Here is a 24,393-nt window from a genome sequence, read left to right on the forward strand (position 1 = left end):
AGGTGCATCATGGCGAAATCATGGGGCCGTATCGCGCTGCCGATTTGCTGCCTGCTGTTTCTGGCAAGTGTGGGCTGTTACACGGTGATCAAGCATCCCCGCCTTGCCGCTGAAGGCGAGGCCGCCAGCGCCGACTATACCGTACCCGTCACCTTCGGCGACGATTGCCGTTCCTGCCATGCCGCCGGCACAAGTGGCTATCACGCCATTGCCGTGCCGCCGCCGCGTCCTGAGCCGTCCTGGCGTTGGGAGTACTACTACGATACGCCGTGGTGGCAATCCTATTATGCTCCTGCTGCAGCCGGTTCGGCTGACGAAGCGGAACAGAGCAAGCGGCCGTTCGACCGCCGCCACCAGACAACTCGGGAAGAGCAGGCACCGGCCGGGTTCGCGCCCGCCGCACAGCCGCTGCCCCCGGCGACGGTAGGCGCAGTGGCCCGCCCCTCAGCGAGTGATTCATCCACCACTGCGCCTGCGCCCAAGGAAGACAGTGGCAAGCGCCGCGCAAGACGCGGCACCGTGCGCCCCAACAATTGAGCCGGAGTGAAAACCGCGCGGCGAAAGTTCGTCAAATCGGCGGCGTCACCCAGCACCGAGACGGCAGACAGAGAGATTTTCCCATTCTCATGCAAAGACAAATGAATTGAAGGGCAAGCGAGCAGGCAAATGTCATTTTGGCCTGCTCTTTTTTTGTGATGACCTCCGGGAGGAAAACAGCATGCCCAAGGCTCTCAAGGCGATTCTGGGTGCAGTGCTCTTTCTGCTCGCCGCGCTTGCGGTGATCGCCTTCTTCAGCAGGCGTTTGATCGACAAATCCCTGCCCGCGCTGGCGGGAACGCAAACCGTGGCCGGCTTGCAGCGCAGCGTCACCGTCCATCGCGACGGCCATGGCGTGCCGCATCTCTTCGCGCAAAATGAAGAAGACTTGTGGCGTGCCGCCGGCTACATCGCGGCGCAGGATCGCTTATGGCAAATGGATTTGACGCGCCGGGCCGTGCGCGGCACGCTCGCTGAGATCTTCGGACCGGAGGTATTGCCCAAGGACAAATTTCTCCGCACCTGGGGCTTTCATCGCCTCGCCCGCCGCCTGGCGCAGCAGATTTCACCGCAATCCCGCGCCGCGCTCACCGCATACGCTGCCGGCGTCAATGACTTCATCAATTCACACCGAGATCGGCTGCCGGTGGAATTCAGCATGCTGGGCTACAAGCCCCAGCCCTGGGAAATCGAAGACAGCATCGGCCTGGCACGCCTGATGGCGTTTCAACTCTGCTACGCCTGGTTCTTCGAAGCCACGCTCGGCAAAATCGCGGAGCAGTTTGGCGATTCCCTCGCGCTCGAGCTGTTTCCCGCAGTGCGCGAAAACACGCCGGCCATTCTGCCGGCGCCCCTGGGCCTGGCGCATCGCGTCGAGGGATTTCTGGAGCTGGCGCAAGCAACGCGCAGCCAACTCGGCATGCCCGCCGGCGTTTTGGGCAGCAACAGTTGGGTCGTTGGCCCACAGCGCAGCCGCAGCGGCAAGCCGATTCTGGCCAATGATCCTCACCTGGGTTTGGCCCTGCCCTCGGTTTGGTATGAAATGCATCTCTCCGCCGGCGATTTCGAAGTGGCGGGTGTTGCCTTTCCGGGCGCGCCCGGCATCGTGCTGGGCAGCAATCGCGCGATTGCCTGGGGCTTCACCAACGGCATGGTCGATGATCTCGATTTCTATTTCGAGAAACTCAATCCGCAAAATCCGGAGGAATTCTGGAACGGCCAGGCTTGGGAAAAACTGGTGACTCGGCGCGAACGCATCCCCGTGAAAGACGCCGACTCCGTGGAATTCCTGGTGCGCTCGACGCCGCGCGGCCCGCTGGTCAGCGAAATTCTCACCGACGTGCGGTTTGATACGCTGGCACTCGCCATTCGCTGGATCGGCTTCGAAAACTCCGATGAAATGCAGGCTATTCTCGCCCTCAATCGCGCGCGCTCGTGGAGTGAGTTTCAAACCGCGGCGCGCCACTTTGCCGCGCCCTGCCAAAACGTGGTGTATGCCGACACCGCCGGCAACATCGGTTATTGGGCCTGCGGCAGGGTGCCCATCCGCCGCGACGGCAAAGGCTATTTGCCCTACCGCGGCTGGGAAACCGCGGGCGATTGGATTGGCACTATTCCCTTCGAGCACATGCCGCACGCGTTCAATCCGCCGCAGCACTTCATCGCCACCGCCAACAACCGTATGTACGCCCAGCCTTATCCCTACTACCTCTCGGTTGGTTGGGAGCCGGCCAGCCGCATTGAACGCATCACCGAGTTGCTCAACAGCTTTGCGAAGGTTGATACGGCGGTGTTCGTCGAGATGCAACTGGATCAGCTTTCCAAACACGCGCAATACGTACTGCCCAAGCTGTTGGCATTACTGGCGGACACCGCGGCCGCCGACTCCGCTGCGCCGCCAGGCGGCAGCTTGGAACAGGAGGCCTTGTTGCTGCTGCGCGAATGGGATTACGTCGAGCGGGTGGAAAGCGTGGCTGCAGCGATTTTCAACGTGTGGTCGCTGGAGTTCCTGCGCGCCACCATCACCGATGAGCTGGGCGATTCCCTGTTTCAAAGCTACACGCAATGGTCGACCCTGGCGGTGCGCAGCCTCGAACACTTCGTTTCACATCCAGCCTCGCCTTGGTTCGATAGTCGCACGACGGCAGAACGCGAGACCGCCCAGGTGATTGCGCGGCAGTCGCTGCAAACTGCGCTGTCGTTTTTGCAGGAAAAGCTTGGCGGGACCATCGGCGATTGGGAATGGGGCAGGCTGCATCAACTCACCCTCGCGCATGTTTTCGGCCAGCGCCGGCCGCTGAATTATCTCTTCAACGTCGGCCCGCTGCCGGTCGGCGGCTCGGGGAACACGATCAGCAAAGCGGAATACCGCTTCTTCAAGCCTTATGCGGCCGACGTCGGTCCTTCGGTGCGCATGATCGTCGACATGGCGGCGCCGCAGGTGCGGCTGCAGGTGCTGCCGGGCGGCGCCTCGGGACAGCCGCGGAGTCCGCACTATCAAGATCAGGTAAAGCTGTGGCAACAGGGCGAGTACAAGCGCGTTTGGCTCGATCGCAACCGGCTGGAACAAGAAAGCAGCCACGTCTTGGTGTTGCAGCCCGCCGCAGCGGGCAACTGAGGCCGGCGGCGAGGCGGCCGCGCGCGTGATGCTGTCCGGTTCAGTGTTTGTCCCAAAAAGTTCCATTCTCGGCTGAACCGAGTTTTCCAAGGCAACGGCCAAACCGTTGCAGGAACACCCTTATCAAAGAGCCTGCCGCAAAGCATAAAACCGCGCTCTTGAGAGATCAGAAAACCCATGCTGGCCTTTGCCCTGAATGCCTTCGTCGCCGTACTGGTGATTACCGACCCGCTCGGCAATGTTCCGATCTTCGCGAGCCTGCTGAATGACTATCGCCCGGAGCAGCGGCATGCCCTCATTCGCCGCGCCTGCTTGGTCGGCGTGTTGATTCTTACCCTGTTCGCGCTCATGGGCGGTTTCATTCTGAAAATATTCGGCATCACCATCGGCGCGTTTCGCATCGCCGGCGGCCTGATTCTGTTCGGCATTGCCATGAACATGCTGGCGGCGCAGAAGTCGCGCGTGCACTTCACTCCCAGCGAGCAAGTAGAAGCGCAGGTGAAGGAAGACATCTCGATCGTGCCGCTCGCCATCCCGCTCATCAGCGGGCCGGGCGCCATCGCCACGGTGATGACGCTCACCACCCAGGCGCAGAACTTCGCTCACCTCGCCATCATCATTGCAGCGATCCTGTTTGCCGGTGCACTGTCCTATGTGATCTATCACTACGCCGGCGCGCTGCTGTTGAAAATGGGCGAAACCGGCATCAACCTCATGACGCGGCTGCTCGGCTTGATCCTCGCGGTGATGGCGGTGCAATTCGTGATCAACGGCGTGAGAGATTCGTTCCCCGAGGTGTTTGGGAGTTAGTGTCTGTCCGGGAATGTTCCAGCCTCGGCTGAGCCGAGGTATTCAATGCAACGGCCAAGCCGCTGCAGGAACACTTTGTTCAAATGACCGCGATTTCGGACGGACACGAGTCAGGCGGACAGCAGAGGGAGGCTGGCAAAAACACGCTAATCCGGCTCTTCCGGCGCGGCTTTGCGATCGGGCAGCTCCTCGCGGCCGAGAAAGCGGTGCGAGCGTTCGCCGACCAGACTGGCGCGCGCCGCCGCCTCGTCGCCGAATTTGCGTCGCAAATCATCGAGCACACTCGCTACTTTGGCGTGCAGGGGCAGGGTGGTGTCATCGAACAACTGCAACTGCTCGCCGCCCACGTTGTTGAGTTGCGACATACCGATGCCGATCAGCCGGATCTTCTTGCCTTGACGATCGAACCGGTGCAGCAGATCGAGCGCGAGGCCGCGCATCACGGCGGCATCGTTGGTGTAGTTTCCCAGCGTCTGGCGCCGGGTAAAAGTGAGAAAGCCCTCCAGCCGGATTTTGAGCGTGAGCACCCGGCCTTTCAGTTGCTCGCGCCGCATGTCGGTGCTCAAATCATCCGCAATCTTCCACAACCTCTTCTCCACCTCCTGCAAATCCGCCTCGTCCTCATCGAATGTGAATTCCTGGCTGATCGACTTGCGCGGCCCCCAGTCCTCCACCGGGCGATGGTCGATGCCGTTCGCCAGCTTCCACAATTGCGCGCCCCACTGGCCGAAGATCCTCGCGAGCTTTTCCTGCGGCGCTTGCGCCACCTGGCCGATGGTCTCGAAGCCGTAGTCGCGCAGGCGCTTCTCGGTTTTGGGCCCCACGCCCCAGAGTTTTGCCACCGCCAGCGGCGCGAGAAATTCCCTCTCCTGGCCGGGCGGACAAATCGTCAAGCCGTCGGGTTTTTGCAAATCAGAGGCGACTTTGGCAATGAACATGTTGCTCGCCATGCCCACGGAAGCGGTCAACCCGGCTTCCTGCTTGATGCGCTGCTTGAGATGCCCGGCGAGCGCTTGCGCGCTGCCGTAGGCATGATGAGTATGCGTGACGTCGAGAAAGGCTTCATCGATGCTGATTTGCAGCAATTGCGGTGAGTAGTCGGAAAGGATGGCCATCACGAGATGGGAGACTTCGGCGTAGCGCTGCGGCCGGCCGGGAACATAGATCGCGTGCGGGCACAGGCGATAAGCGGTGGAAATCGGCATGGCGGAACGGATGCCGTAGGTGCGGGCGAGATAGTTGGCGGTGGCGACCACGCCGCGGCCTCTGCCGCCCTTGGGATCTGCGCCCACCACCAACGGCTTGCCGCGATAAGGCGGGTGATCCAACTCCTCGATCGCGGCATAAAAGGCGTCCATGTCCACGTGCAGAATGAAGCGGGGCGGAGAAGGCTGTGGGCCAGGGGAATTCACGGGTGAGACTCCTGCTCAGCGGTTCACGCTGCCACCCATGCCGGTGCGGCATCAGAGCAGCGGAGCAAGAGTAAAACATTCGGCAGTGAATCGCAAGCGGTTTGAGGTCAAAACTCCGGACTGGCCCACCACTGGCCTTTGTGGTAAACGCCGAACACTTTGCCCGCCAACTGCCAGCCGTCAAACGGCGTGTTGCGCGATTTGGAATAGAACTTGGGCTTGGCCACCAGCCATTGGCCTTGACCCGCGAATGCGCCGGGTGAAGCATCGTGAACACCGCACCCTGCTTTGCCCTCAGTCAAGCGCCGTGGAGAAGATCGTGGCGGAGGCGCGCGGTTCCGCTGACAGAACAACCTGACCGAGGTGTAGCGCCTTGTCAACCTGCCGGCGATGCGAAACCAGCAGCAGGCCTTGATTGGAAATGCTGGTATGCGCCCACAATTCCACGAGCTGCGTGATATTTACTTCTACACGACTGGGATGATCCCCAAGAACTTGAGTCGGATTGCTCCGCCGGGTCATCCTCTGTCTAGCCCAGGTGGAGCATTTCCTGTCAATCTCTCTTGCTCATCTGTTATTCACTTCGTACTGGATTCGCTGAATCCGTCCGCGCCAGTATGGCTTTGCCCCGTCGGGCAGCAACCATTCCACTTCACCATCTAGGGGAACCAACATGCCATCTTGCACTTCATATCCCCAATAGCGACCTTGCCAAGGGGCCGCAACCTGCACCCCATCCACTTCGCGGTATCGACCTTCCGAACGCACTGAACTGATGAGCCCTTGAGCATCGAACTGAAACACCAGCTTGACTGTCGCTGTTCCATCGGTAAGTGTCCCGCTGGCTCGTGCGCCATCAATTGCTTCCCAAACCACACCCTGACTTGGAAGAAGCGCTGTGGGGTACCACGCCGCTTCAGCGAAAAAGCGCATCAACTCGCCATGTGCCAATTCTGGCGTGCTGGGCTGTTTCATCACGGTCAAAAGCCCGAATAGCTTTGCGGTCAGGACACCCTCACCGGCAACATAGGCATCATGGACGTGAACGGTCATTCCCGGCGCCATACCGATGCGAGCATCCCAAACAAAACCTGGACGCTGGATGATGACACGCTGAGTTGAACTGAACGGCTTCCATTGCTCTCCGGCCTCGCTCAGATTGAAGGTGCCGGCGTGTTCAATGCGGACCGCTGCAACCAACGGCTGCCCCTCTTTCAAAACAGTACGGAAATAACGCTGAACCGGCGCAGGCAGTCCCTCCAATTCGCGGGGATCATACGAGGTTGGGGCAATCGGCACACGTGCCGCTGCCATTCGCGCATGCAGGTCGCTCGTATCTGATTGCCAGCGGTTGAGGCCGTAGAGGATTACCGCTACAATAACGAACACCAGAACGACGAGCAAAACTGCAATGACTTTCCACCACATGCCTCATCCTCCCTCTGCCTAATCAAAGATGCTCTTCGGCGCAAGCGGGAATTGTGTTTTTCGTTGATCTCTCTGGCTGTTATACCGAGAAGGGGGTCGCAATTGGGCGGGAACGGCACACTCACAAACCAGTGCAACAGTCACATTCATCAAAACAAAGGCCGGGACAAAACCTCGCCGGCCGCGCAACCGCCTCTCAAAAATCCGGGCTGGCCCACCACTGGCCTTTGTGGTAAACGCCGAACACTTTGCCCGCCAACTGCCAGCCGTCAAACGGCGTGTTGCGCGATTTCGAATAAAACTTCGTTTTGTCCACCACCCATTTTTTTTCGATGGAAAACACCGTGAGATTGGCCGTCTGGCCCGCCTTGATCTCCGCCGGCGGCAGGTTGAGAATCCGGCGTGGCGCGACGGTGACTTTTGCGACCGCCTGGGAGAGCGAGAGCTTCTTGGTCAGCACCAGGCGGCTAATGATCAAGCCCATGGCGGTTTCGAGGCCGATGACGCCGAACGGCGCGGCCGGGTACTCGACGTTTTTCTCTTCGGAGGAATGCGGCGCATGATCCGTCGCAATGGCGTCGATCGTGCCGTCTTGCAAACCGGCGATCACGGCTTCGACGTCGGCAGGGGAGCGCAGCGGCGGATTCATCTTGGTGTTGGTCTCAAAGCCGATCACCGCCTCATGGGAAAGGCTGAAATGATGCGGGGTGACTTCACAAGTGACCTGCACGCCGGCCGCCTTGGCCCGGCGCACCAGCTCAATCGCGCCTTTCGATGAAATATGCGCGATGTGCAAGCGGCCGCCGGTATATTCGGCGATTAAAACGTCGCGCGCCACGATGATGTCTTCCGCGATCGTCGGCAGGCCGGACAGGCCGAGCTTGGTGGCAATCACGCCCTCGTTCATCGCGCCCTTGAGGCACAGGCTTTCATCTTCGGCGTGTTCGATGAGCGGTTTCTGATACATGCCGGCGTATTCCATCACGCGCCGCACCAGTTCCGCAGTGCGCACCGAACAACCATCATCCGAGAACGCCACGGCGCCGGCATCGACCAGCTCGGCGATTTCGGTGGGTTCCTTGCCTTCGCGGCCTTTGGTCGCGGCCGCGATCGGATGCACGTCCACCATCGTTTGCCGGCTTTGCGCGATGATCGATTTGACGATCTCGGCTTTGTCGGTCGCGGGGGAAGTGTTGGGCATCGGACAAACGCCGGTGAAGCCGCCGGCCAGCGCCGCCGCACAACCGGTGAGCACGGTTTCTTCATCTTCACGTCCCGGCTCGCGAAAATGGACGTGCAGGTCAAACCAGCCCGGCGTGAGCACGAGTCCGGCGGCATTGATCATTTCGAAATTGTCGGGCGCTGGAATTTGCGGCGCCACCTGTTTGATCACGCCGTCTTCAATCAGCACGTCGAGCGTTTGGTCGATTCCCGCACCCGGGTCAACGACGCGTGCACCGCGCAGGAGCAGATGCGGGCAGGGCTGTGAGATGATCGATCGGGACATAGGTCAAGACTCATGCAAGATGGTGATTTGATCACGGCCAATGCGGCGTATGGGATTTCTGTTGCTGCGCTTTAAGCAGCGCCGTTGGCAACTTCGAGATCGCCGCCGCTCTTGAGGTACAATACTGCCATGCGCACCGCCACGCCGTTGGTAACCTGGTCGAGAATCACCGAGAATTCACTATCGGCGAGGTCGCTTTCCAATTCCACGCCGCGATTGATCGGCCCGGGGTGCATGATGACCACGTCGCGCTTGGCCGCTTCCAGCCGCCGGCGGGTGACGCCGAAGTAGTTGGCGTATTCGCGAATCGAGGGCAGCAGGCCGCTGGCCTGGCGTTCCAGTTGCAGGCGCAGCACGTTGAGCGCGTCGGCCCAGCGGATGGCGTCATCGACGTTGGTGAAGATTTCGATGTCATTGCCGAAGGCTTCGCGGGGCGCGCGCGGCAGCAGGGTGGCGGGGCCGCACAACGCCACTTTGGCACCCATGGCGCGCAGGCCGTGAATGTTGCTGCGCGCCACCCGGCTGTGCGCCACGTCACCGATGATCGCGACTTTCAAGCCTTCGAGTGTGCCGAATTTGTCGAGCAAGGTCATCATATCGAGCAGCGCCTGCGTCGGGTGCTCGTGCCGTCCGTCGCCGGCGTTGATGACGCCGGCATCGATCATCGTCGCCAAAAAATGCGGCGCGCCCGAAGCGTGATGGCGAATCACAATCATGTCGATCTTCATCGCTTCGAGATTGCGCACGGTGTCGAGCAGCGTTTCGCCTTTCGCCACCGAGGAGCCGGAAGCGCTGAAGCTGACCGAGTCGGCGGAGAGGCGCTTTTCTGCCAGTTCGAAAGAAATGCGGGTGCGGGTGGAATTTTCGAAGAAGAGATTGACGACGGTTTTGCCGCGAAGGGTGGGAACTTTGGGAATGGGACGGCTGAGAACTTCTTTGAAGAATTGCGCGGTTTGTAGAATAAGGGAAATTTCCTCGCGCCGAACACCGGCCAGCCCTAACAAATGTTTCGAAACAATCATGGCAGCACCCTCACTGCAAAATGGCTTCCTGATCGCCTCCGCGGTGAGCTGCGCGCCATGTTGTTGAGATCAGGTCTGTGCTTGTGTAACCTCGACCAAGAGTACACCATCGACTCCATCCACGTTTGCGAGTTGAACTCTGATTTCCTCTCCCGGCGTCGTCACGATCTCCTTGCCGACAAAATCCGGCCGGATGGGCAACTCGCGATGGCCGCGGTCGATCATCACCGCCAACCGGATCTTCGCCGGCCGGCCGAAATCCATCAGCGCATCCATTGCCGCGCGGATGGTGCGGCCGGTGTAGATCACGTCGTCCACCAGAATGACGACTTTGCCGTCGAGATCGAAGGGAATGTCGGTGGCCTGGATGCGCGGCTGTTTCATGCGGCTGAGCAAGGCCTGCTGCCGGTAGGCAAGGTCATCCCGGTAAAGGGTGACGTCCAGCGAGCCGAGCGGCAGTTTGCGGCCTTCGAAACTCTCGATCTTTTCGAGCAAGCGCTCGGCCAGTTGCACGCCGCGCGTGCGGATGCCGACCACCACCAGGTTGTCAACGCCGCGGTTGGACTCGAGGATCTCATGCGCCAGGCGGGAGAGCGTACGGTTCAACCCGATGGCATCCATGATTTCCCCTTTGATCTTGATGTGCGGTGCGGTCGCGGGCATAGGCAAGCTTCGGTTTGGTCGGCAGCGCTCAGGCGTTTGCTTTGGGCATAAAAAAAGCCTCTCCGATCACCTCAGGCGTTGGCAACGATTGAGAGATTGGACCAAGGCTTCATACGCGATTTCATCGTGACCGATGATACAATATTTTTGCCCACCAGTCAAGGGGATTTTCGCGCGGATTTTGCCGCCGTAGCCGGCTTTGGTTTCAGTCGGCGCAATGCTTGCCGCAGCGGCATCTGCAACGGCTCAGAAAAAAGTAAACTCTCCGCACCGCGCGAAATTTCTACCTTCCCGCCAGCGGCCCGGCGGCTGCAATTTGCGGCGTGACTTCAGCCGCGAACTGCTCGAAGTTCTTGTGAAAAAGGCCGGCGAGATGGCGGGCCTTGTCATCGTAGGCATTACCGTCCGCCCAGGTGTTACGCGGCTGCAGCACCTCGGTGGGCACTTCGGGACAGGAAGCGGGAATTTGCAGACCAAAAATCGGATCCGGTTCGGTGGGCACTGGCGCCAGCCGGCCGTCGAGCGCCGCCGACACCATCGCGCGCGTGTAGGCAATCTTCATGCGCGTGCCGGTGCCAAACGGCCCGCCGGTCCAGCCGGTGTTCACCAGCCAGCAATTGACCTGGTGTTTCGCGATTTTCTCGCCCAGCATTTTGGCATACACCGTCGGGTGCAGCGCCATGAAGGGTGCGCCGAAACAGGTGCTGAACGTCGCCTGCGGTTCCTTGCCAAGGCCTTTCTCGGTGCCCGCCACTTTGGCGGTGTAGCCGGAAAGAAAATGATACATGGCCTGTTCCGACGTCAACTTCGCGATGGGCGGCATGACGCCGAAGGCATCGGCGGTCAGCATGATGATGTTGCGGGGATGGCCGCCCATGCCGCTGGGTTCATGATTGGGAATGTAGCCGATGGGATAAGCGCCGCGCGTGTTTTCGGTCAACGAGGCGTCGTTCAAATCGAGGCGGCGGGTGTGCGGCTCGAAGGTGACGTTTTCGAGAATCGTGCCGAAACGCCGCGTGGTTTCATAAATTTCCGGCTCGGCCTCTTCCGACAGGCGGATGACCTTGGCGTAGCAGCCTCCTTCGAAATTGAAGACGCCGGCGTGGCTCCAGCCGTGCTCATCATCGCCGATCAGCCGGCGGTTCGGATCTGCCGACAGCGTGGTTTTGCCGGTGCCGGAGAGCCCGAAAAACAGTGCCGTGTCGCCGTTGCGGCCGATGTTGGCCGAGCAGTGCATGGAAAGCACTTCCTTCAACGGCAAGATGTAGTTGAGAATGGTAAAAATCGATTTCTTGATTTCGCCGGCATAGCTGGTGCCGCCGATCACCACCACCCGTTGGGCAAAATTCACGATGATGAACACTTCGGAATTGGTACCGTCCACTTCTGGAATGGCGTGAAAGCGCGGGGCATTGATGACGGTGAATTCCGGCTGGTGGGTTGCCAGCTCCTCCACTTGCGCGCGCACGAACAAATTGCGGGCAAACAGGCTGTGCCAGGCGGTTTCAGTGATGATGCGAATGGGCAGGCGATAATGGGGATCGGCGCCACCGAAGCAGTCCTGAATGAAAAGATCCTTGCCCTGCAAGTAGGAGCACATGCGCCGGTAGAGGCCCTCGAACCGTTCGGGATCGAAAGAGCGATTTACTTTGCCCCACCAGATGTTCTTCTCGCTCGAGGGTTCCTTCACGATGTACTTGTCATTCGGCGAGCGGCCGGTGTGATGGCCGGTGCGCGCGACAAATGGCCCGAGATGGGCAACCACCCCCTCGCGCCGCAAAATTGCCTCTTCATACAATGCCGCGGTCGTCAAATTCCAATACTCATGATTGGCATGATGAATGCCGTGCATTTCCAGGCCATGCACGCTGCGGTAGGGATCGGTGGCAGACATGGGAATCTCCTCACTGGGTTGTTAAGCTGATGGGGAAGGCTCAAGAGGGCAACATGATATTCATTTTATCACAGAAAGGAAAGCACATTTTCTTCGCAAGGGCACGGCGGCGTCCGGCAGGCAGCCTGCCCGCCAGTAAAATTGTGCTTGTGAAAAAACCGCTGCCGCCGGATATTGCCGTCCAGGAGGTGCAGTCATGATCGTGTCTCGTCTGTGGCTCTGGCTGTTGCTGCTGTGGGCCTTCGCCCTCGCGGCGCAGGAACAAACAGAGAAACCCAAGCGTCCCCGGCCGGTGGCGCAAGCGCCCACTTGAAGCGGCTGACCCGGCGAGGGTGCACCGCTCCGTGGGAGCGGCCTGGAATCGCAATGGACTTTTTCCGCGCGTTACGTCGACACCGAACTGGCGCGGCCGCGCTGGCGAATCACCGGCAACTGCCGCGTGCGGCACAATCTGCAAATCGGCGTCGAAGTGAATCCGGCAGCGGAAGAATTGACGCCGCTGCTGACGTGGTACTGGCTTACCGAAACGCACCGCCGCCCGGCGCTGTTTCTGGGCACCAGCTCGGATCGCATCGGCTCGCCGGCAGGCAAGCAGAGTTACTATCTCACAGCCGCCAAGCAGCTCCCGCGCACGCCGCTCGCGGTTTACGCGAGTGTGAATTATTCGGAATGGGAGGGCGGATTCAACTTTCCGGTGGGCGCACACGCCGCTTTGCCGTTCAACCTCGCACTGCAGCCGATGTACGACGGCCGGCGCTCACATCTCATGCTGGTCTATGAGCATCGCCGCTTCACTGTGTCAACGCTATGTGTGTGGTTCGAACGGATCGGCATGGCGTTGGCGGTGGGCCTCTAACCGCCGCCAGCCTGGTTCCCGGCAAAAATGTGAATAGAAAAACCCAACAGAGGGAAAGCCCGCCTCTGTTGGGTTGCTACTGCCAATTGGTGATTTCTGATCCGGCCGCGTTCAGCAACAGTGGGCTGCGCTGCGCACCAGTGCCAGCCGGCCCTGCCTCATACCTTCAGCACCCTCAACAGTTCGGTCACCATTTGTTTGGCGTCGCCGAACAGCATCATGGTCTTCTGATCGTAGAACAACTCGTTGTCTTCGCCGGCAAAGCCGGATCCCAGGCTGCGCTTGACGATCATCACCGTGCGGGCCTGATCGACGTTGAGGATCGGCATGCCGTAGAGCGGGCTGTCTTTCTTGGTGCGCGCCGCCGGGTTGATGACATCGTTGGCGCCGATCACCAGGGCGACATCGGTGTTCTGAAAATCATCGTTGATCTGTTCCATTTCCAGCAGCAGATCATAGGGCACGTTGGCTTCCGCCAGCAGCACGTTCATGTGGCCCGGCATGCGGCCGGCCACCGGGTGGATGGCATAGCGCACCGTGACCCCGCGTTCCATTAAGATCTTCGCCATCTCATGCAGGACATGCTGCGCCTGCGCCACCGCCAGGCCATAGCCCGGCACGATGATGACCGATTGCGCGCTGTCGAAAATCATGGCGGCATCCTCCGCGGTATAGCGCACCACGGTGCGCTTTTCCGTCTGGGTGGCCGTGGCTTGATAATCCGCGCCGACGCCGGCAAACAGCACGTTGCCCAGCGAGCGGTTCATCGCCTTGCACATGATGTCGGTCAAAATGATGCCGGAGGTGCCCACCAGCGTGCCGCTGATGATCAGCACGTCGTTGGAAAGAATGAAGCCGGTCATCGCGCCGGCGAGACCGGAGTAGGAATTCATCAACGAGATCACCACCGGCATGTCGGCACCGCCGATCGGAATAACGCTGGTGACGCCCAGCACGACAGAAATGGCGATGATGGCAATCAGGGTGTAATTGCGCGACGGATCCTGCACGAACAGCGCGCCCAGCACTACCACCGCCAGCAGCATGGCGGCGTTGATCTGTTTCTGCATCGGATACAGAATCGGCGCGCTGCGCATGAGGCCCTGCAGCTTGGCGGCCGCGACCATGCTGCCCACGAAAGTCACCGCGCCGATCAGCAGGCCGAGCACGGTGGTCACCAGTACGTCGTAGCTGGCGGCGCCCACAGCTTCACCCATGCGCAAATATTCAGCATAGGCCACCAGGGTCGAAGCGCCGCCGCCGAAGCCGTTCAGCACGCCCACCATCTGCGGCATGGCGGTCATTTGCACGCGCAGCGCGAGCCAGAGGCCGATGGCCGCGCCAATCAGCAACCCGGCGAGAATATAGGTGAAGTCGATGATCTTTTGATCCGTCAACGTCACCACGATGGCGATCAACATGCCGAGCGCGCCGTACAGGTTGCCGCGGCGCGCGGTCTTCGGCGAGCTGAGCAGTTTCAATCCCAAAATGAACAGAACCGAGGCCACCAAATAGCTGAGCTTGACGATCACATTCATATTCTATTCGCCCTCACGTTAGTCTGCGCGCTTCGGTTGGTCTTTTTTGAACATCTTCAGCATGCGGTCGGTCACCAGAAAACCGCCGACGACGTTGATGGCCGCCATGATCACGGCAAACATGCCCAGGAAGACGCTCAGTCCGCCATGGCCTTCGCCGGCCGCGATCAACGAGCCCACCAGCGTGATGCCGGAAATGGCGTTGGAGCCTGACATCAGCGGCGTGTGCAGCAACGGCGGCACTTTGCTGATCACCTCCACGCCCACGAACGTGGCGAGCACGAAAACATAAATCGAAACAATCAGGGTTTCACTCATCTTTTGCTTCCTCCGCTGGTCACCGCCTGTTTCACCTGCTCGTTGACGATGGCGCCCTGATGGGTGAGGCATGCGCCCTGGGTAATCTCGTCTTGGAAATTGAGCGTGCCATCGGCCGCCTGATAGAGATGCAGGAAGAGATTCGTAATGTTCTTGGCGTACATCTGACTGGCGTGCACCGGCACCGTTGCCGCGAGATTGACGGTGCCGAAGATCGTCACACCGTTTTGCACCACCGTTTCCCGCGGCCGGGTGAGCGTGCAATTGCCGCCCTGTCCTGCGGCGAGATCGATGATCACACTGCCCGGACGCATGCGTTTGACCATCTCGTCGGTGAGCAGCAGCGGCGCGCGCTTGCCAAACACCTGCGCCGTCGTGATGACGGCATCGACTTTGGGCAGCCGCGCGGCAATCGCTTCGCGCTCTTGGCGCAGAAACTCCTCCGACTGTTCCCTGGCATAGCCGCCCGCGGTTTCGACATCCTTGGGCACTTCCATTTCAACAAAATGGGCGCCCAAGCTCATGACTTGTTCCTTCACCGCCGGCCGCGGATCAAAGGCTTCGACCTTTGCGCCCAAGCGCCGCGCCGTGGCAATCGCCTGCAGGCCGGCCACGCCCGCGCCCAAAATCAACACCGTCGCCGGCGGGATGGTGCCCGCCGCCGTCATCAACAACGGGAAGAACTTGCCGAGATGGTGCGCCGCGATCAGCACGGCTTTGTAGCCCGCCACCGTTGCCATCGAGCTCAACGCATCCATGCTCTGCGCCCGCGTGATGCGCGGAATGTATTCCATGGCAAAGCTCGTCACGCCGCGCTCGGCGAGCAGCGCGATGGTTGCAGGCTGCGTGAGCGGATCCAGGAACGCGATCAAGGCCGCGCCCTTGGCCATCAGCTCAACTTCATGCTTGCCGGCCTCCGGATGCTTTTGCGGCGGCTGCACCTTGAGAATCACCTGGCTGGCGCGATACAACTCCACCGCGCCCGCCACGATGGTCGCGCCGGCGGCCTGGAACTGATCATCCGAAAACGAGGCCGCGACACCGGCGCCGGCCTCGACCAAAACTTCATGCTGCTTCTTTTTCAGTGGTCCGATCAGGGCGGGGATCAGCGCAACGCGGGTCTCGCTTGCATAAACCTCTTTGGGGATTCCGATCTTCAAATCACTTTCCTCCTTGCTGGCATCTGGCAAAGCCGGGGTGGCCGCGGCGGCAGGCAGAAATTGCCGGCCGGGCGCAACGCGCTTTGCGGTTCACATGTGGTTCAAGATTTATCTCGACGATTTTGATGCGCAACAGCCAAGGTGCGCTGGTCGGGCGCGGGCGCCACGGCGTGCCGTCCACTGCCCGGCGGCTCATTGCGTGACCCCTGCCGAATCCTCCTCTCCTCTCAGGCTGCGTGATTTTCCACACCGGCATAAAAACAAGCCTGGCAGGCAGCTTTCACCGCGCGGTGCAAGAGATCAGACGCAGCGGCACAAGCGATCGAGATGGAGAGATGCCGTTGAAAAGACCCCTTCGCGCAGGCGTGAAGTTAGTGGAGGAGGGAGGATTTTGGCATCGTTCTCATGAGGTCGTTCCGACAAAATGAACAAACCCGCCCGGGGGGTGGCGGGTGGGTTTGCAGGCCGGAGCGCGGCACACCGAGTTCCGGCAGGCCATGGTTGTCAAATTGGTCGCGACTACTTCTTCAAATAATCCGCCAGGAAGGCAATGGTTTTCTCCCACGCGTCGGCGGCGTCTTTCTCGCTGTAATTGTCCTTGTTGTTCTCATTCATGAACGCATGGCCCGCCCGAGGATACACGTGAATACTCACCTCTTTGCCGAGCCGATTGCACTCCTTTTCGAAGACGCGCACGGTTTTGACGGGAATGCCCTTGTCTTTGCCGCCGAAGATGCCGAGCACAGGCGCATTGATCTGCGCAATCAGCTCTTCATCGGTAATCAAGCGGCCATAGAAGACGACACAGGCGGCCAGGTCGGGGATGCGGGCTGCAGCTTGGAGGGAATAACTGCCACCCATGCACCAGCCGAGGGTGGCAATGCGGGTACGTTCGACGTCCGGGCGGGTACTGAGATAGTTGAAGGCAGCCTGGAGGTCACGTAGGGCGCGGTCTTCCGGCAGACCACGGCTCAACTCGTGCGCCATCTCCGGCGATTCGGCGATAGCACCACGATAGAGATCAATGGCCAGCGTGAGATAGCCCTGCTGCGCGAGTTTCCTCGCGTTTGCCTCCACCCAATTGTTCAAACCCCACCATTCATGAATGACAATCACCGCGGGAAACGGGCCCTGGCCTTCCGGCAGGGTCACCACCGCCTGCACGGTGTCCGCTCCGCTTTTGTACGAAACGCGTTGCATCTCCACTGCCGTGTTGGCGCGGTGGTAAACCAGCGCCGCCGAGGTCAGCGTGACGAGCGTCGCCAGCGCAACACCAGAAGCTCTCATCTCTCCCTCATGCACCGTAAGGAATTCATGAACACCTCCCCGGGGGATGACGCGGAGCTAGTCCACCATTTTCTTGAAAGCCAGGATGCGGGCCTGCTTGTGCTCGATAGGCCGCACACGGCTGGGCTGCGCCTCCTGCGCCTCCGGTTGGGTTTCCTCGGGTGCAGCGGCGGCCGGCGGCGGTATGACTTTTTCGAGGCGCACGGGCGTGCCGCCCATGGTGAATTCGGCTCCCCGTATCTGATCGTCGTCAATCGTCCATGTGACGACTTTCATGGGCAATGCCAGGATGAACAGCGTCACCTGCCACCAGTTGCGTTTGCTGTCGGGATTGATGTCCTCCACCCGCGCAAAGAACGCTGGTTTGTGATCGATATGCACCAGCACCAGATCCTGGGGGACGATGGCGACAGGTTTTCGGGGCATTCAGTTCTCCATAAATTCCCGTTGACGGCGGAAAAGATAACCACAAACCGCGCGAATGTCAAAGAAAATTTCCGCCGCCGGATTCCGGCGGGCTGTGAGGGAAACACGTGTTCCACCTCGCGCAGCGGCTCAAATCCAGCACGGCCCAGGCCTTTGCGGCACCCCCTAACGAAACTTTGGCGCTGGCCGGCTCAAGATGAACGCGTGCGGTTGCAGGGGGAAGAATTGATGACCGGCGCAATTCGGCCATCGTGGCCGTGAGGCGGTGGGAAATACTGCGTGTGGGAATCTTGTTGCACCCGGATTATTCACGAATTCTCGCCGTGAGGACGGCAAGTTCGCGAAGTACTGCAGAATAAGACTAAAGCCGCACAGAAACTCAGTTTGAAACAGCTATGTCCGGTGCTGCCAGCTATCCTGAAGGTTCTCTTTCTTTGCGATCTTTGCGACTTTCCGGTTCTCACGAATTCAGGTGCCCAGGTCAGCACGATAGGGCGCCAGCGCTGCCAGCAGTTCCTCCGGAACGCCGATCGGCTGAAAACTCCGGCGGTTGATGGCTACGACGATTTCGTAGCCTTCGGCCGTGATTTCACCGCCGAGGTTGCGAACGCAGAACTCGAAACGGAGGGAAGTGCGGCCAACCCGCCCGACCCAGGTCTCGACTGCGAGCAAGTCATCGAGCAGGGCCGGGCGGTGAAACTCGAAATGCAGTTGGACCCGCGGCAGCCAGAAATCAAAGCGGTCAAACAGGATGGAATAAGGCAGGCCAATCGCACGAAAGAACTCGGTTTCGGCGATCTCGAAAAAGCGAACATACGCGCCGTAGCAGATGATGCCGGCCTGATCGATATCGCCCCAGCGCACGAATTCTTGCACGCGAAAACGCCCGTGCTGCCGTGGCGTATCCGGAACTTGCTGCGGGTTGTGGGCGCTCAGATTCATGGTTGCTGGTGCGCGCGCAAAGCAGGTCAGCTCGACGCTTTGATCATGGCGTCGACTTGGCGCGCAACCTGCGCGTTATGCGTGAACGTCAACTTCCCGTAATTCACCAAATCGACGATGGTGCCGATGAAACAAAGTCCGGCGGTGAAAATGTAAAGCAAGCCCATGCCGATGTGACCGAGAATGAAGCGTTGGACGCCGGCAATGCCCACAAAACCGAGCAGCGTGGTCAGCAAAATGAGCTGGGGATCCTTCCGGCGCGCGCGATACATCGCGGCGAATTGTTGGGCCGGCCTTTCCTCCCAATCTTTCAACAAGCCCTGCACATACACCATTTCCTCGCCGTCAAGCTCAGGCAGCAACTGCATGACACTGGCCATGTTCCTCCTCCGTTTTGAGTTTATGAGTTGTGGCTGAATCGCGGTACCCGAAAAAAGTCGTACAGCAAGCGCAGCACCCGGCCAAGCAGAATGAGCACTGCCGCCGGCCCGAGCGGATGAGCCGCCAACGCGCTGCTCCACTCGCCGCGCAGGAAGAAAGAAATCGAATGCCCCAAGCCGCATCCCGGGCAGGCGTCGATTCCCAAAAGATGAAAAAGGCACAGGCTCGCGCCGTTGTCATTGGGATCAAGGCAGGCGAGGGCAAGCAATCCCCCCAGCCAGACGCAGGCTTCACCGGGGAAACGCCGTAACGAGTTGCAATGGCGCATGCGGCTCACCGCCAAGCAAAGGTAACAGACCGCTTGTTATATTTTTCAGGGTTACCCGGTACTAGCGCACCAGCAAGAGCTTCTTCACTTGCACGAATGCGCCGGCCTGCAGTTTGTAAAAATAAATGCCCGTGGGCAGCAGCCGGCCGGCTTGGTCACGGCCATCCCACTGCACACGGTGGTGGCCAGGCAAGCGCGAGCCGCTGGCCAGCACTTTTACTTGCTGGCCGAGGGCGTTATAGATCGCCAGTTGCATGCCGCCGGTGAAACCGGCAGGCAGGGCAAACGCAATTGCAGTTTTCTGCTGCACGGGATTGGGTTGATTCTGGTCCAGCACGAAAACTGCAGGCAGAGCCGGCGCGGCGTGACTGATGCCGGTGGCGCGGCCGACGCGAAAAGTAAAATACTCTCCCTCACTCGCGGCACGCGGGGCATGGCCGACACGGCCGCTGTCATCCGCAGCGGAAATGAAATAATAGACCGTCAGATCACTGCCCAAATTCGGGACGAAGGCATGGTATTCGTTCTCATTGCCGGTGGGAGTCAGGGCCGCGCTTGCAAAGGGCGGCACGCCGGTGGTGTTGTAATGCAACTGAAACGAGTTTTCCGCGAGCGCCACCGGCTGCGTGAGCACGATCGGGGGCAGCACGCGCGCGATGATCTCGAAGGGGCCCGGGCTGCTTGCGGGGTCAGGCAGAGGTTGGTGCGCGATCACCGGTTCCTCGCCGGCGACATACGTCATGAAGAGATTGGGTCCGCGATTCTCCCGAATGAGCTGATCAATCTCAGTCGTGTCCGGATGGAATTGCGTGCCCACCTCCGGCGTCAGGGCGAAGATCTTGGGCTTGAGCGTCTGCTCCCCATAGAGCCAGTCATCTGAATCGCCATTCACAAAGTAGCCGACGGTCTCGATGCCGAGGCCGGGCAGATATTCATTGTATGCGATATTGCTGTCAGCAAGTGCGACGAAGCTGTTGTGATCCGGCGTTTTTTCCACCGCATAGCCCCAGGGATAGATCATGAGCCGGCCATAGGAATGGTAGGAGAGCGAAGTCCGAAACCGGCGCGTGAGCACGAAATCGCGCAGGGCCGCGGTCTCCGGCTCGGAAAAGGGCGCGGTGCCGCGATACGTGCTGCTGCCGGGATTCGGGCTCGAGCCGATATTGTCGTGACCCCAATTGTATCCATAATTGCGATTCAAATCGATGCCGAAGCTGCCGTTGTCGTTGCGGCGGCGGTTCTTGCGCCACCAAAGATCATTGTTGAATACATATTCCAAGCCGTCGGGATTGACGATCGGGATCAGCCAGATTTGGCGATTGTTCACCAGGTAGGTGAGAGAGGGATCCTGGCCGTAGCCCGCGAGCAGCAGGTTCATGTAGTCGAGCACGATGGCGGGCGTGATGATTTCGCGGGCGTGATGCAATCCCATGATCAACACTTCCGGTTCATCTTCATCGCGCTGGACATGGTCGGAAATTTTCACCGCCCAAATGTCGCGCTCGGCCGCGTTTTGGGTCTTCTCCCAACTGTCGCCAATGTCGATCAATTGCACCAGCTCCGGGTGGCTGGCCTGCGCAATCTGCAATTCGACGAGTGTGCGTTCATAGTCGAAGAAATGGTCGAGGTAATCGCTCGCGCGCAACGCCTGGGCGTGGGCTTCGAGATTGGCAATTCTGACTTCGTGAGCGATACCGAGCCGCGCGATTTCCTCCAGTTCCGCCGGACTGACAATGAGATCGCACGTTCCACTGGCGGGATCCACCTCTGCCAAATCATAGCCGGCGCCCAGCAGTTGCTGCAGCTTTGCCGGCGGCAGCGCGTGCAGGTGGAGGCTCACCAGTTGCCGTGGCGGCCCGGCGAATTGTTGCGCGGCCAACTCGGCGGCACTGCCAAACAGCAAAAGGGCGGGCAGACTAAACAGGAGGAAATATCGCATGCCGGCATTCCTGGCAAGGTAAAAAGCGGGAGGTAATTTGCGGAAAATTGTTTGCATCTCGGCTGCGGGAGGCTTATTATTAGCGCGTTCTGCGCGCCGGTGTTGCGTTGGCCGTTCCCTTGATCGTTTCGATGGCAGCGCGCGCTGCTTCGCGCACGAGTTCATTGGCATCATCTTTGGCTTTATAAAGTGCCGGCAGGCCTTTGGGGTCTTTGAGTTGACCCAGGGCTTCCGCAGCTTGCAGGCGCAGCTTCCAGTTGCTGTCACGGCTGGCTTCGATGATAAAAGGCAGGGCGCGTTCATCACCGGTCAATCCCAGTGTCACGATCGCCAAGCCGCGGGTGAAAGTGTCTTCGATATCGGCATGCTGCAGGGCGAGATCGTGGCCGCGGGCGTTGCCGCGCCGTGCCAATACCATTCCGGCGAGCAGGCGGGCGGACAGCGATTTGGATTGATCCGCGAGCATTTGCTCAATCCGCGGCATGAGTTGATGCCACAGGCCGCGGTTCACGCCGCCGATTTCCGCGAGCGATACGCCGGCGTTGCCGCGCACTTCCGGGAGTTCACGATTGTCGGACAGACGGCTCAGCAATGCCTCAGCCACTTCTTCACGCGGGAAGGCCGCCATGGCGCGCGCCACTGCCGCGCGCACGGCGTCATCGCCGTCTCGCAGCTTTTTGAGCAGCGGCAGCAGCGCTTCACTGTCGGCCAGTTGCGCCAGCACTCGGATGCTGGCCTGCTGCACGCCGGCGGCGGGATCATGCTCGATCAATTCCACCAGAAATTCCGTATCGATGATGGCATTGAGCTCGCCGAGCAATCCGACCATTTGCGCGCGCATGTAGTCATCGGCCTCGGCGCGAATTTCGTCGGGCAGAACTTCGCACATCGCCTCCGGCATGGCCAGCATGCTGGCGCGCATCGCGGGCGCGCGCGGGTTGCCGGTGCGGGAATAGCAGCGCCACAGCAGCAAAGTGGCGCGCGGGTCATCCGGGTTGCGCGAGAGGAACCCCTCTAGCAGCGTGATGGCGCGGCCGAGCGGGTCGGCAAATTCCGCGGTAACGGAAGGCTGAGATTGGCGTGAGCGCTGATAGAGTTGACTGGCTTCGTCGTATGGGCCATCCGAGCAAGCCGCCAGTACGAGCAGGATCATCGGAGGGAGATAGCGCCGCAGAAAATCCATGTCAAAATGCTTTCTTCAATCGTTCGCAATGGTCAATACTTAGCCTGTCGGAAGCGAGGTCGGGCATTTTCGGCCGGCGTTCTGATTCGGCGGAGCACTCGCGAGAGTGCGTGAGCAGTGGTTTGCGCGGTGATACACGCATTCGCGTTCGTCTGCTGGCGGCTCATCCTCAGTGAAGCGATCGAATATAGATGAAGGGCCGCCAAGAAGCAAGCGAGAAATCCCCTGCCGCCGGTGCTTGAACAATTTGTAAACTGTTTTGCGTTTTGTGAACCCCCAGCCGCTTGCCATTCCCGGGCAGGAAGCGCGCAGCGGCGAGTGCGGCACTCCCGCGGCACCGGGAGACGCATTCACTCAACTGGTTTACCAACTTGAGGGTCGTTATGAAAAAATTGACAACTTTCAGTCTCCTGCTGGCCGGCCTGGGATGGCTGGCTGCTCCGGCTGCCGAGGCGCAGGAGACCGAAATCGTGACGCTGTATCTCGCCTACACCAGCAGCACCGTCGGCTACGTTGATCCCTGTGGGTGAAGCGGCAGCAGGCGTGGCGGTCTGGCCAAGCGCATGACGTTGTTGGACAGTTTGCGTTCCAAACATCCGGATTTGATTGTGCTCGACGGCGGCAACTTCGGGGAAGCCGTGACCGGGCCCTCCGCGTGGAAGGCCGGCGAGCAGCTCAAACTCCTGAAGCAAGTCGGATATGATGCCGTTTGTCTGGGGCAGAACGACCTCACCGCTGCTTTGGCGGAGGCGGCAAAACAAGCGAAGGCACAGGACCTGTTGTTCAGCAGCCTGGTGCCCAGCAAGACCAAAATGACGCTGCCGCCGGCAAAGATCATTGCGCGCACGGGTTACAAACTCGGCGTGCTCAGCCTGGTCTCACCGGGATTCAACCGCGAAGCCAACGGCAGCGCCCCGCCATACGACGTCGAAGCGTTTCTCAGCGAGCAGCTCAAGGCTTGGGCGGCTCAAAAGATCGACTTCACTGCCGTCGTTTTTCTCGGCCCGGAAGAAGAACTGTTGGCGATCGGCAGAAAGCATCCCGAGGTCGATGTCTGGCTGTTGACGCAGGGCCGGCATCAGCCGATCCGGCTGATCGAGAATCTCGGAGACGCCCTGGTGGTCAGCGGCGGTGATCGCGGCCGCGAAGTGGGTTTCATCAAGGTGGAAAAGCTGAAGAGCGGCGAACGCAGTGCCGCCAGTTTTCAGCAGCTCATTTTGAACGACCGCATTGCGGATTCACCGAAAGCCGCGCCGCTGCTGGAAAGCTATCGTGCCGCGGGCCGGCCCGCCCAATCAGCACCCGCCCCCAGCAGCCCGCCACCGCCGGGCGGAAATGGAGCAGCTTCCCTAAACCCTTTCGTGGGCAGCCAGGCTTGCCAGGAATGCCATAAGGCCATTTTCGGCAAGTGGAAAGAATCAGCCCATGCCCACGCGTTTGAAACGCTCGTCGCCAAGAACGAGCAGCACAACGCGCAATGCCTGAGCTGCCATACTGTAGGTTATCGGGAAGAATCGGGCTATACCGCCACCGCGGCCACTGCGCATCTGAATGATGTCGGCTGCGAGTCATGCCACGGCCGCGGCGGTTTTCACGTGCGCACCCAGGGCCGCGTGGTCAATTTCGCCACGACCACACCGGCGACTTGTGTGCGCTGCCACACGGCAGAGTGGTCTCCCCGCTTTGTGTTCGCCGAGTACGTTCAGCGAGTTCATTGAGACGATCGCGCGTTTCTGGCGGCGCCCTGCTTGCGTGAGAGAAGTCCGTGCCGGACCCGCCGGCCGCTTTTGCGCACAGCCGGGCGCCGGACAGGCACAGCACGCGGTGCGCCTGCTTTTTTTGAAAATGTCAAAGCCTCGGCAGAGCCGCGGCTGAACATTTTCAAAGGGACTCGCGTCAGCTCGCTCACGACTGGGCCATGGGATACTGGAGGTTGGATCCAGAAGAAGCATTTTGAAGCCGCGGATCGGCCGCGGCTGAAGATTGTTTGAACAGACACGAATTGGCAGATTTGAATTTCTTGCCGCAATGCGTTGCCCATCATGTTGCCTCTTGTATTTTTCCCCAACGCTACTAAATTCCACCTTCATTGTTTTGCATGCCGGCGGCAGCGTACTTCCTGTTGCCCTGCCGGTGCCGGGCTTC

The 24,393-nt window shown here is 60.2% G+C and carries 23 protein-coding genes; 7 read left to right on the forward strand and 16 right to left on the reverse strand.

All coding sequences use genetic code 11. The annotated features are described in order from the left end of the window. Positions 1-9: 9 nt before the first annotated feature. From L6R21_17715 to L6R21_17725, 3 genes are all read left to right on the forward strand, one after another. Positions 10-537, forward strand: a complete 528-nt coding sequence (locus L6R21_17715; protein ID MCK6561037.1) for a hypothetical protein — start codon at positions 10-12, stop codon at positions 535-537. Between the two features lie 181 nt (positions 538-718). Beyond that, entirely contained in the window at positions 719-3,154 is a 2,436-nt protein-coding gene (locus L6R21_17720) for a penicillin acylase family protein (protein MCK6561038.1), read from the forward strand. A 177-nt stretch (positions 3,155-3,331) separates the two neighbouring features. Further along, entirely contained in the window at positions 3,332-3,964 is a 633-nt protein-coding gene (locus tag L6R21_17725) for a MarC family protein (protein ID MCK6561039.1), read from the forward strand. 146 nt (positions 3,965-4,110) lie between these two features. On the opposite strand, the gene dinB is transcribed toward L6R21_17725, so the two are convergent. The 6 genes from dinB to L6R21_17755 form a co-directional block, all read right to left on the reverse strand. Beyond that, positions 4,111-5,376, reverse strand: a complete 1,266-nt coding sequence (gene dinB, locus L6R21_17730; protein MCK6561040.1) for a DNA polymerase IV — start codon at positions 5,374-5,376, stop codon at positions 4,111-4,113. Positions 5,377-5,943: 567 nt separating this feature from the next. Then, complete coding sequence (locus L6R21_17735; protein ID MCK6561041.1) at positions 5,944-6,804, reverse strand: hypothetical protein; 861 nt, start codon at positions 6,802-6,804, stop codon at positions 5,944-5,946. A gap of 196 nt (positions 6,805-7,000) precedes the next feature. Then, positions 7,001-8,311 (reverse strand): dihydroorotase, encoded by a 1,311-nt coding sequence (locus L6R21_17740; GenBank protein MCK6561042.1) that lies wholly within the window; start codon positions 8,309-8,311, stop codon positions 7,001-7,003. Positions 8,312-8,382: 71 nt separating this feature from the next. Next, the gene (locus tag L6R21_17745; protein MCK6561043.1) at positions 8,383-9,333 is read right to left on the reverse strand and encodes an aspartate carbamoyltransferase catalytic subunit; all 951 of its coding nucleotides are present in this window, start codon (positions 9,331-9,333) and stop codon (positions 8,383-8,385) included. A gap of 69 nt (positions 9,334-9,402) precedes the next feature. Next, positions 9,403-9,996 carry a bifunctional pyr operon transcriptional regulator/uracil phosphoribosyltransferase PyrR gene (pyrR, locus tag L6R21_17750; protein MCK6561044.1) on the reverse strand — a complete coding sequence of 198 codons (594 nt, stop codon included), beginning with the start codon at positions 9,994-9,996 and terminating at the stop codon, positions 9,403-9,405. A gap of 283 nt (positions 9,997-10,279) precedes the next feature. Continuing rightward, entirely contained in the window at positions 10,280-11,890 is a 1,611-nt protein-coding gene (locus L6R21_17755) for a phosphoenolpyruvate carboxykinase (protein MCK6561045.1), read from the reverse strand. 53 nt (positions 11,891-11,943) lie between these two features. On the opposite strand from L6R21_17755, the gene L6R21_17760 reads away from it, so the two are divergent. Beyond that, on the forward strand, positions 11,944-12,090 hold the full coding sequence (locus L6R21_17760; GenBank protein MCK6561046.1) for a hypothetical protein: 147 nt from the start codon (positions 11,944-11,946) through the stop codon (positions 12,088-12,090). 239 nt (positions 12,091-12,329) lie between these two features. Then, positions 12,330-12,746, forward strand: coding sequence for a hypothetical protein (locus tag L6R21_17765; protein MCK6561047.1), 417 nt, complete (start codon positions 12,330-12,332; stop codon positions 12,744-12,746). 158 nt (positions 12,747-12,904) lie between these two features. Here the strand turns inward: L6R21_17765 and L6R21_17770 are convergent, their stop codons facing one another. The 10 genes from L6R21_17770 to L6R21_17815 all read right to left on the reverse strand — a co-directional run bounded on the left by L6R21_17770 (position 12,905) and on the right by L6R21_17815 (position 22,248). After that, positions 12,905-14,284: an NAD(P)(+) transhydrogenase (Re/Si-specific) subunit beta gene (locus L6R21_17770; GenBank protein ID MCK6561048.1), complete on the reverse strand. Its 1,380-nt coding sequence runs from the start codon at positions 14,282-14,284 to the stop codon at positions 12,905-12,907. Between the two features lie 18 nt (positions 14,285-14,302). After that, entirely contained in the window at positions 14,303-14,602 is a 300-nt protein-coding gene (locus tag L6R21_17775; GenBank protein MCK6561049.1) for an NAD(P) transhydrogenase subunit alpha, read from the reverse strand. Further along, positions 14,599-15,762 carry a Re/Si-specific NAD(P)(+) transhydrogenase subunit alpha gene (locus L6R21_17780; GenBank protein MCK6561050.1) on the reverse strand — a complete coding sequence of 388 codons (1,164 nt, stop codon included), beginning with the start codon at positions 15,760-15,762 and terminating at the stop codon, positions 14,599-14,601. Before L6R21_17780 ends, L6R21_17775 begins: the two co-directional genes overlap by 4 nt. A gap of 519 nt (positions 15,763-16,281) precedes the next feature. Next, positions 16,282-17,049 carry a dienelactone hydrolase family protein gene (locus tag L6R21_17785; GenBank protein ID MCK6561051.1) on the reverse strand — a complete coding sequence of 256 codons (768 nt, stop codon included), beginning with the start codon at positions 17,047-17,049 and terminating at the stop codon, positions 16,282-16,284. Positions 17,050-17,106: 57 nt separating this feature from the next. Then, positions 17,107-17,475, reverse strand: coding sequence for a hypothetical protein (locus tag L6R21_17790; protein ID MCK6561052.1), 369 nt, complete (start codon positions 17,473-17,475; stop codon positions 17,107-17,109). Between the two features lie 468 nt (positions 17,476-17,943). Beyond that, positions 17,944-18,417 (reverse strand): acyl-CoA thioesterase, encoded by a 474-nt coding sequence (locus L6R21_17795; protein MCK6561053.1) that lies wholly within the window; start codon positions 18,415-18,417, stop codon positions 17,944-17,946. Between the two features lie 26 nt (positions 18,418-18,443). Next, positions 18,444-18,797 carry an NINE protein gene (locus tag L6R21_17800; GenBank protein ID MCK6561054.1) on the reverse strand — a complete coding sequence of 118 codons (354 nt, stop codon included), beginning with the start codon at positions 18,795-18,797 and terminating at the stop codon, positions 18,444-18,446. 20 nt (positions 18,798-18,817) lie between these two features. Further along, on the reverse strand, positions 18,818-19,126 hold the full coding sequence (locus L6R21_17805; GenBank protein MCK6561055.1) for a DUF2752 domain-containing protein: 309 nt from the start codon (positions 19,124-19,126) through the stop codon (positions 18,818-18,820). Positions 19,127-19,187: 61 nt separating this feature from the next. Then, on the reverse strand, positions 19,188-21,065 hold the full coding sequence (locus L6R21_17810; GenBank protein MCK6561056.1) for a T9SS type A sorting domain-containing protein: 1,878 nt from the start codon (positions 21,063-21,065) through the stop codon (positions 19,188-19,190). Positions 21,066-21,144: 79 nt separating this feature from the next. Beyond that, positions 21,145-22,248, reverse strand: coding sequence for a HEAT repeat domain-containing protein (locus tag L6R21_17815; GenBank protein ID MCK6561057.1), 1,104 nt, complete (start codon positions 22,246-22,248; stop codon positions 21,145-21,147). Between the two features lie 383 nt (positions 22,249-22,631). On the opposite strand from L6R21_17815, the gene L6R21_17820 reads away from it, so the two are divergent. Both L6R21_17820 and L6R21_17825 read left to right on the forward strand, forming a co-directional pair. After that, complete coding sequence (locus L6R21_17820) at positions 22,632-22,778, forward strand: hypothetical protein (GenBank protein MCK6561058.1); 147 nt, start codon at positions 22,632-22,634, stop codon at positions 22,776-22,778. A 33-nt stretch (positions 22,779-22,811) separates the two neighbouring features. Continuing rightward, the gene (locus L6R21_17825; GenBank protein ID MCK6561059.1) at positions 22,812-23,966 is read left to right on the forward strand and encodes a hypothetical protein; all 1,155 of its coding nucleotides are present in this window, start codon (positions 22,812-22,814) and stop codon (positions 23,964-23,966) included. The last annotated feature ends 427 nt before the right edge of the window (positions 23,967-24,393 follow it).

Source organism: bacterium, from assembly GCA_023150945.1.
Lineage (GTDB): Bacteria > Zhuqueibacterota > Zhuqueibacteria > Zhuqueibacterales > Zhuqueibacteraceae > Coneutiohabitans.

Bases quoted from the DNA above. Each gene is read 5' to 3' on its own strand.
- L6R21_17825 (MCK6561059.1), top strand. From the start codon at position 22,812: ATGACGTTGTTGGACAGTTTGCGTTCCAAACATCCGGATTTGATTGTG.
- L6R21_17735 (MCK6561041.1), bottom strand. From the start codon at position 6,804: ATGTGGTGGAAAGTCATTGCAGTTTTGCTCGTCGTTCTGGTGTTCGTT.
- L6R21_17795 (MCK6561053.1), bottom strand. From the start codon at position 18,417: ATGAATCTGAGCGCCCACAACCCGCAGCAAGTTCCGGATACGCCACGG.
- L6R21_17720 (MCK6561038.1), top strand. From the start codon at position 719: ATGCCCAAGGCTCTCAAGGCGATTCTGGGTGCAGTGCTCTTTCTGCTC.
- L6R21_17810 (MCK6561056.1), bottom strand. From the start codon at position 21,065: ATGCGATATTTCCTCCTGTTTAGTCTGCCCGCCCTTTTGCTGTTTGGC.
- L6R21_17790 (MCK6561052.1), bottom strand. From the start codon at position 17,475: ATGCCCCGAAAACCTGTCGCCATCGTCCCCCAGGATCTGGTGCTGGTG.
- L6R21_17725 (MCK6561039.1), top strand. From the start codon at position 3,332: ATGCTGGCCTTTGCCCTGAATGCCTTCGTCGCCGTACTGGTGATTACC.
- L6R21_17805 (MCK6561055.1), bottom strand. From the start codon at position 19,126: ATGCGCCATTGCAACTCGTTACGGCGTTTCCCCGGTGAAGCCTGCGTC.
- L6R21_17785 (MCK6561051.1), bottom strand. From the start codon at position 17,049: ATGAGAGCTTCTGGTGTTGCGCTGGCGACGCTCGTCACGCTGACCTCG.
- L6R21_17755 (MCK6561045.1), bottom strand. From the start codon at position 11,890: ATGTCTGCCACCGATCCCTACCGCAGCGTGCATGGCCTGGAAATGCAC.
- pyrR (MCK6561044.1), bottom strand. From the start codon at position 9,996: ATGCCCGCGACCGCACCGCACATCAAGATCAAAGGGGAAATCATGGAT.
- L6R21_17715 (MCK6561037.1), top strand. From the start codon at position 10: ATGGCGAAATCATGGGGCCGTATCGCGCTGCCGATTTGCTGCCTGCTG.
- L6R21_17745 (MCK6561043.1), bottom strand. From the start codon at position 9,333: ATGATTGTTTCGAAACATTTGTTAGGGCTGGCCGGTGTTCGGCGCGAG.
- L6R21_17800 (MCK6561054.1), bottom strand. From the start codon at position 18,797: ATGGCCAGTGTCATGCAGTTGCTGCCTGAGCTTGACGGCGAGGAAATG.
- L6R21_17775 (MCK6561049.1), bottom strand. From the start codon at position 14,602: ATGAGTGAAACCCTGATTGTTTCGATTTATGTTTTCGTGCTCGCCACG.
- L6R21_17740 (MCK6561042.1), bottom strand. From the start codon at position 8,311: ATGTCCCGATCGATCATCTCACAGCCCTGCCCGCATCTGCTCCTGCGC.
- L6R21_17820 (MCK6561058.1), top strand. From the start codon at position 22,632: ATGAAAAAATTGACAACTTTCAGTCTCCTGCTGGCCGGCCTGGGATGG.
- L6R21_17815 (MCK6561057.1), bottom strand. From the start codon at position 22,248: ATGGATTTTCTGCGGCGCTATCTCCCTCCGATGATCCTGCTCGTACTG.
- L6R21_17760 (MCK6561046.1), top strand. From the start codon at position 11,944: ATGATATTCATTTTATCACAGAAAGGAAAGCACATTTTCTTCGCAAGG.
- L6R21_17770 (MCK6561048.1), bottom strand. From the start codon at position 14,284: ATGAATGTGATCGTCAAGCTCAGCTATTTGGTGGCCTCGGTTCTGTTC.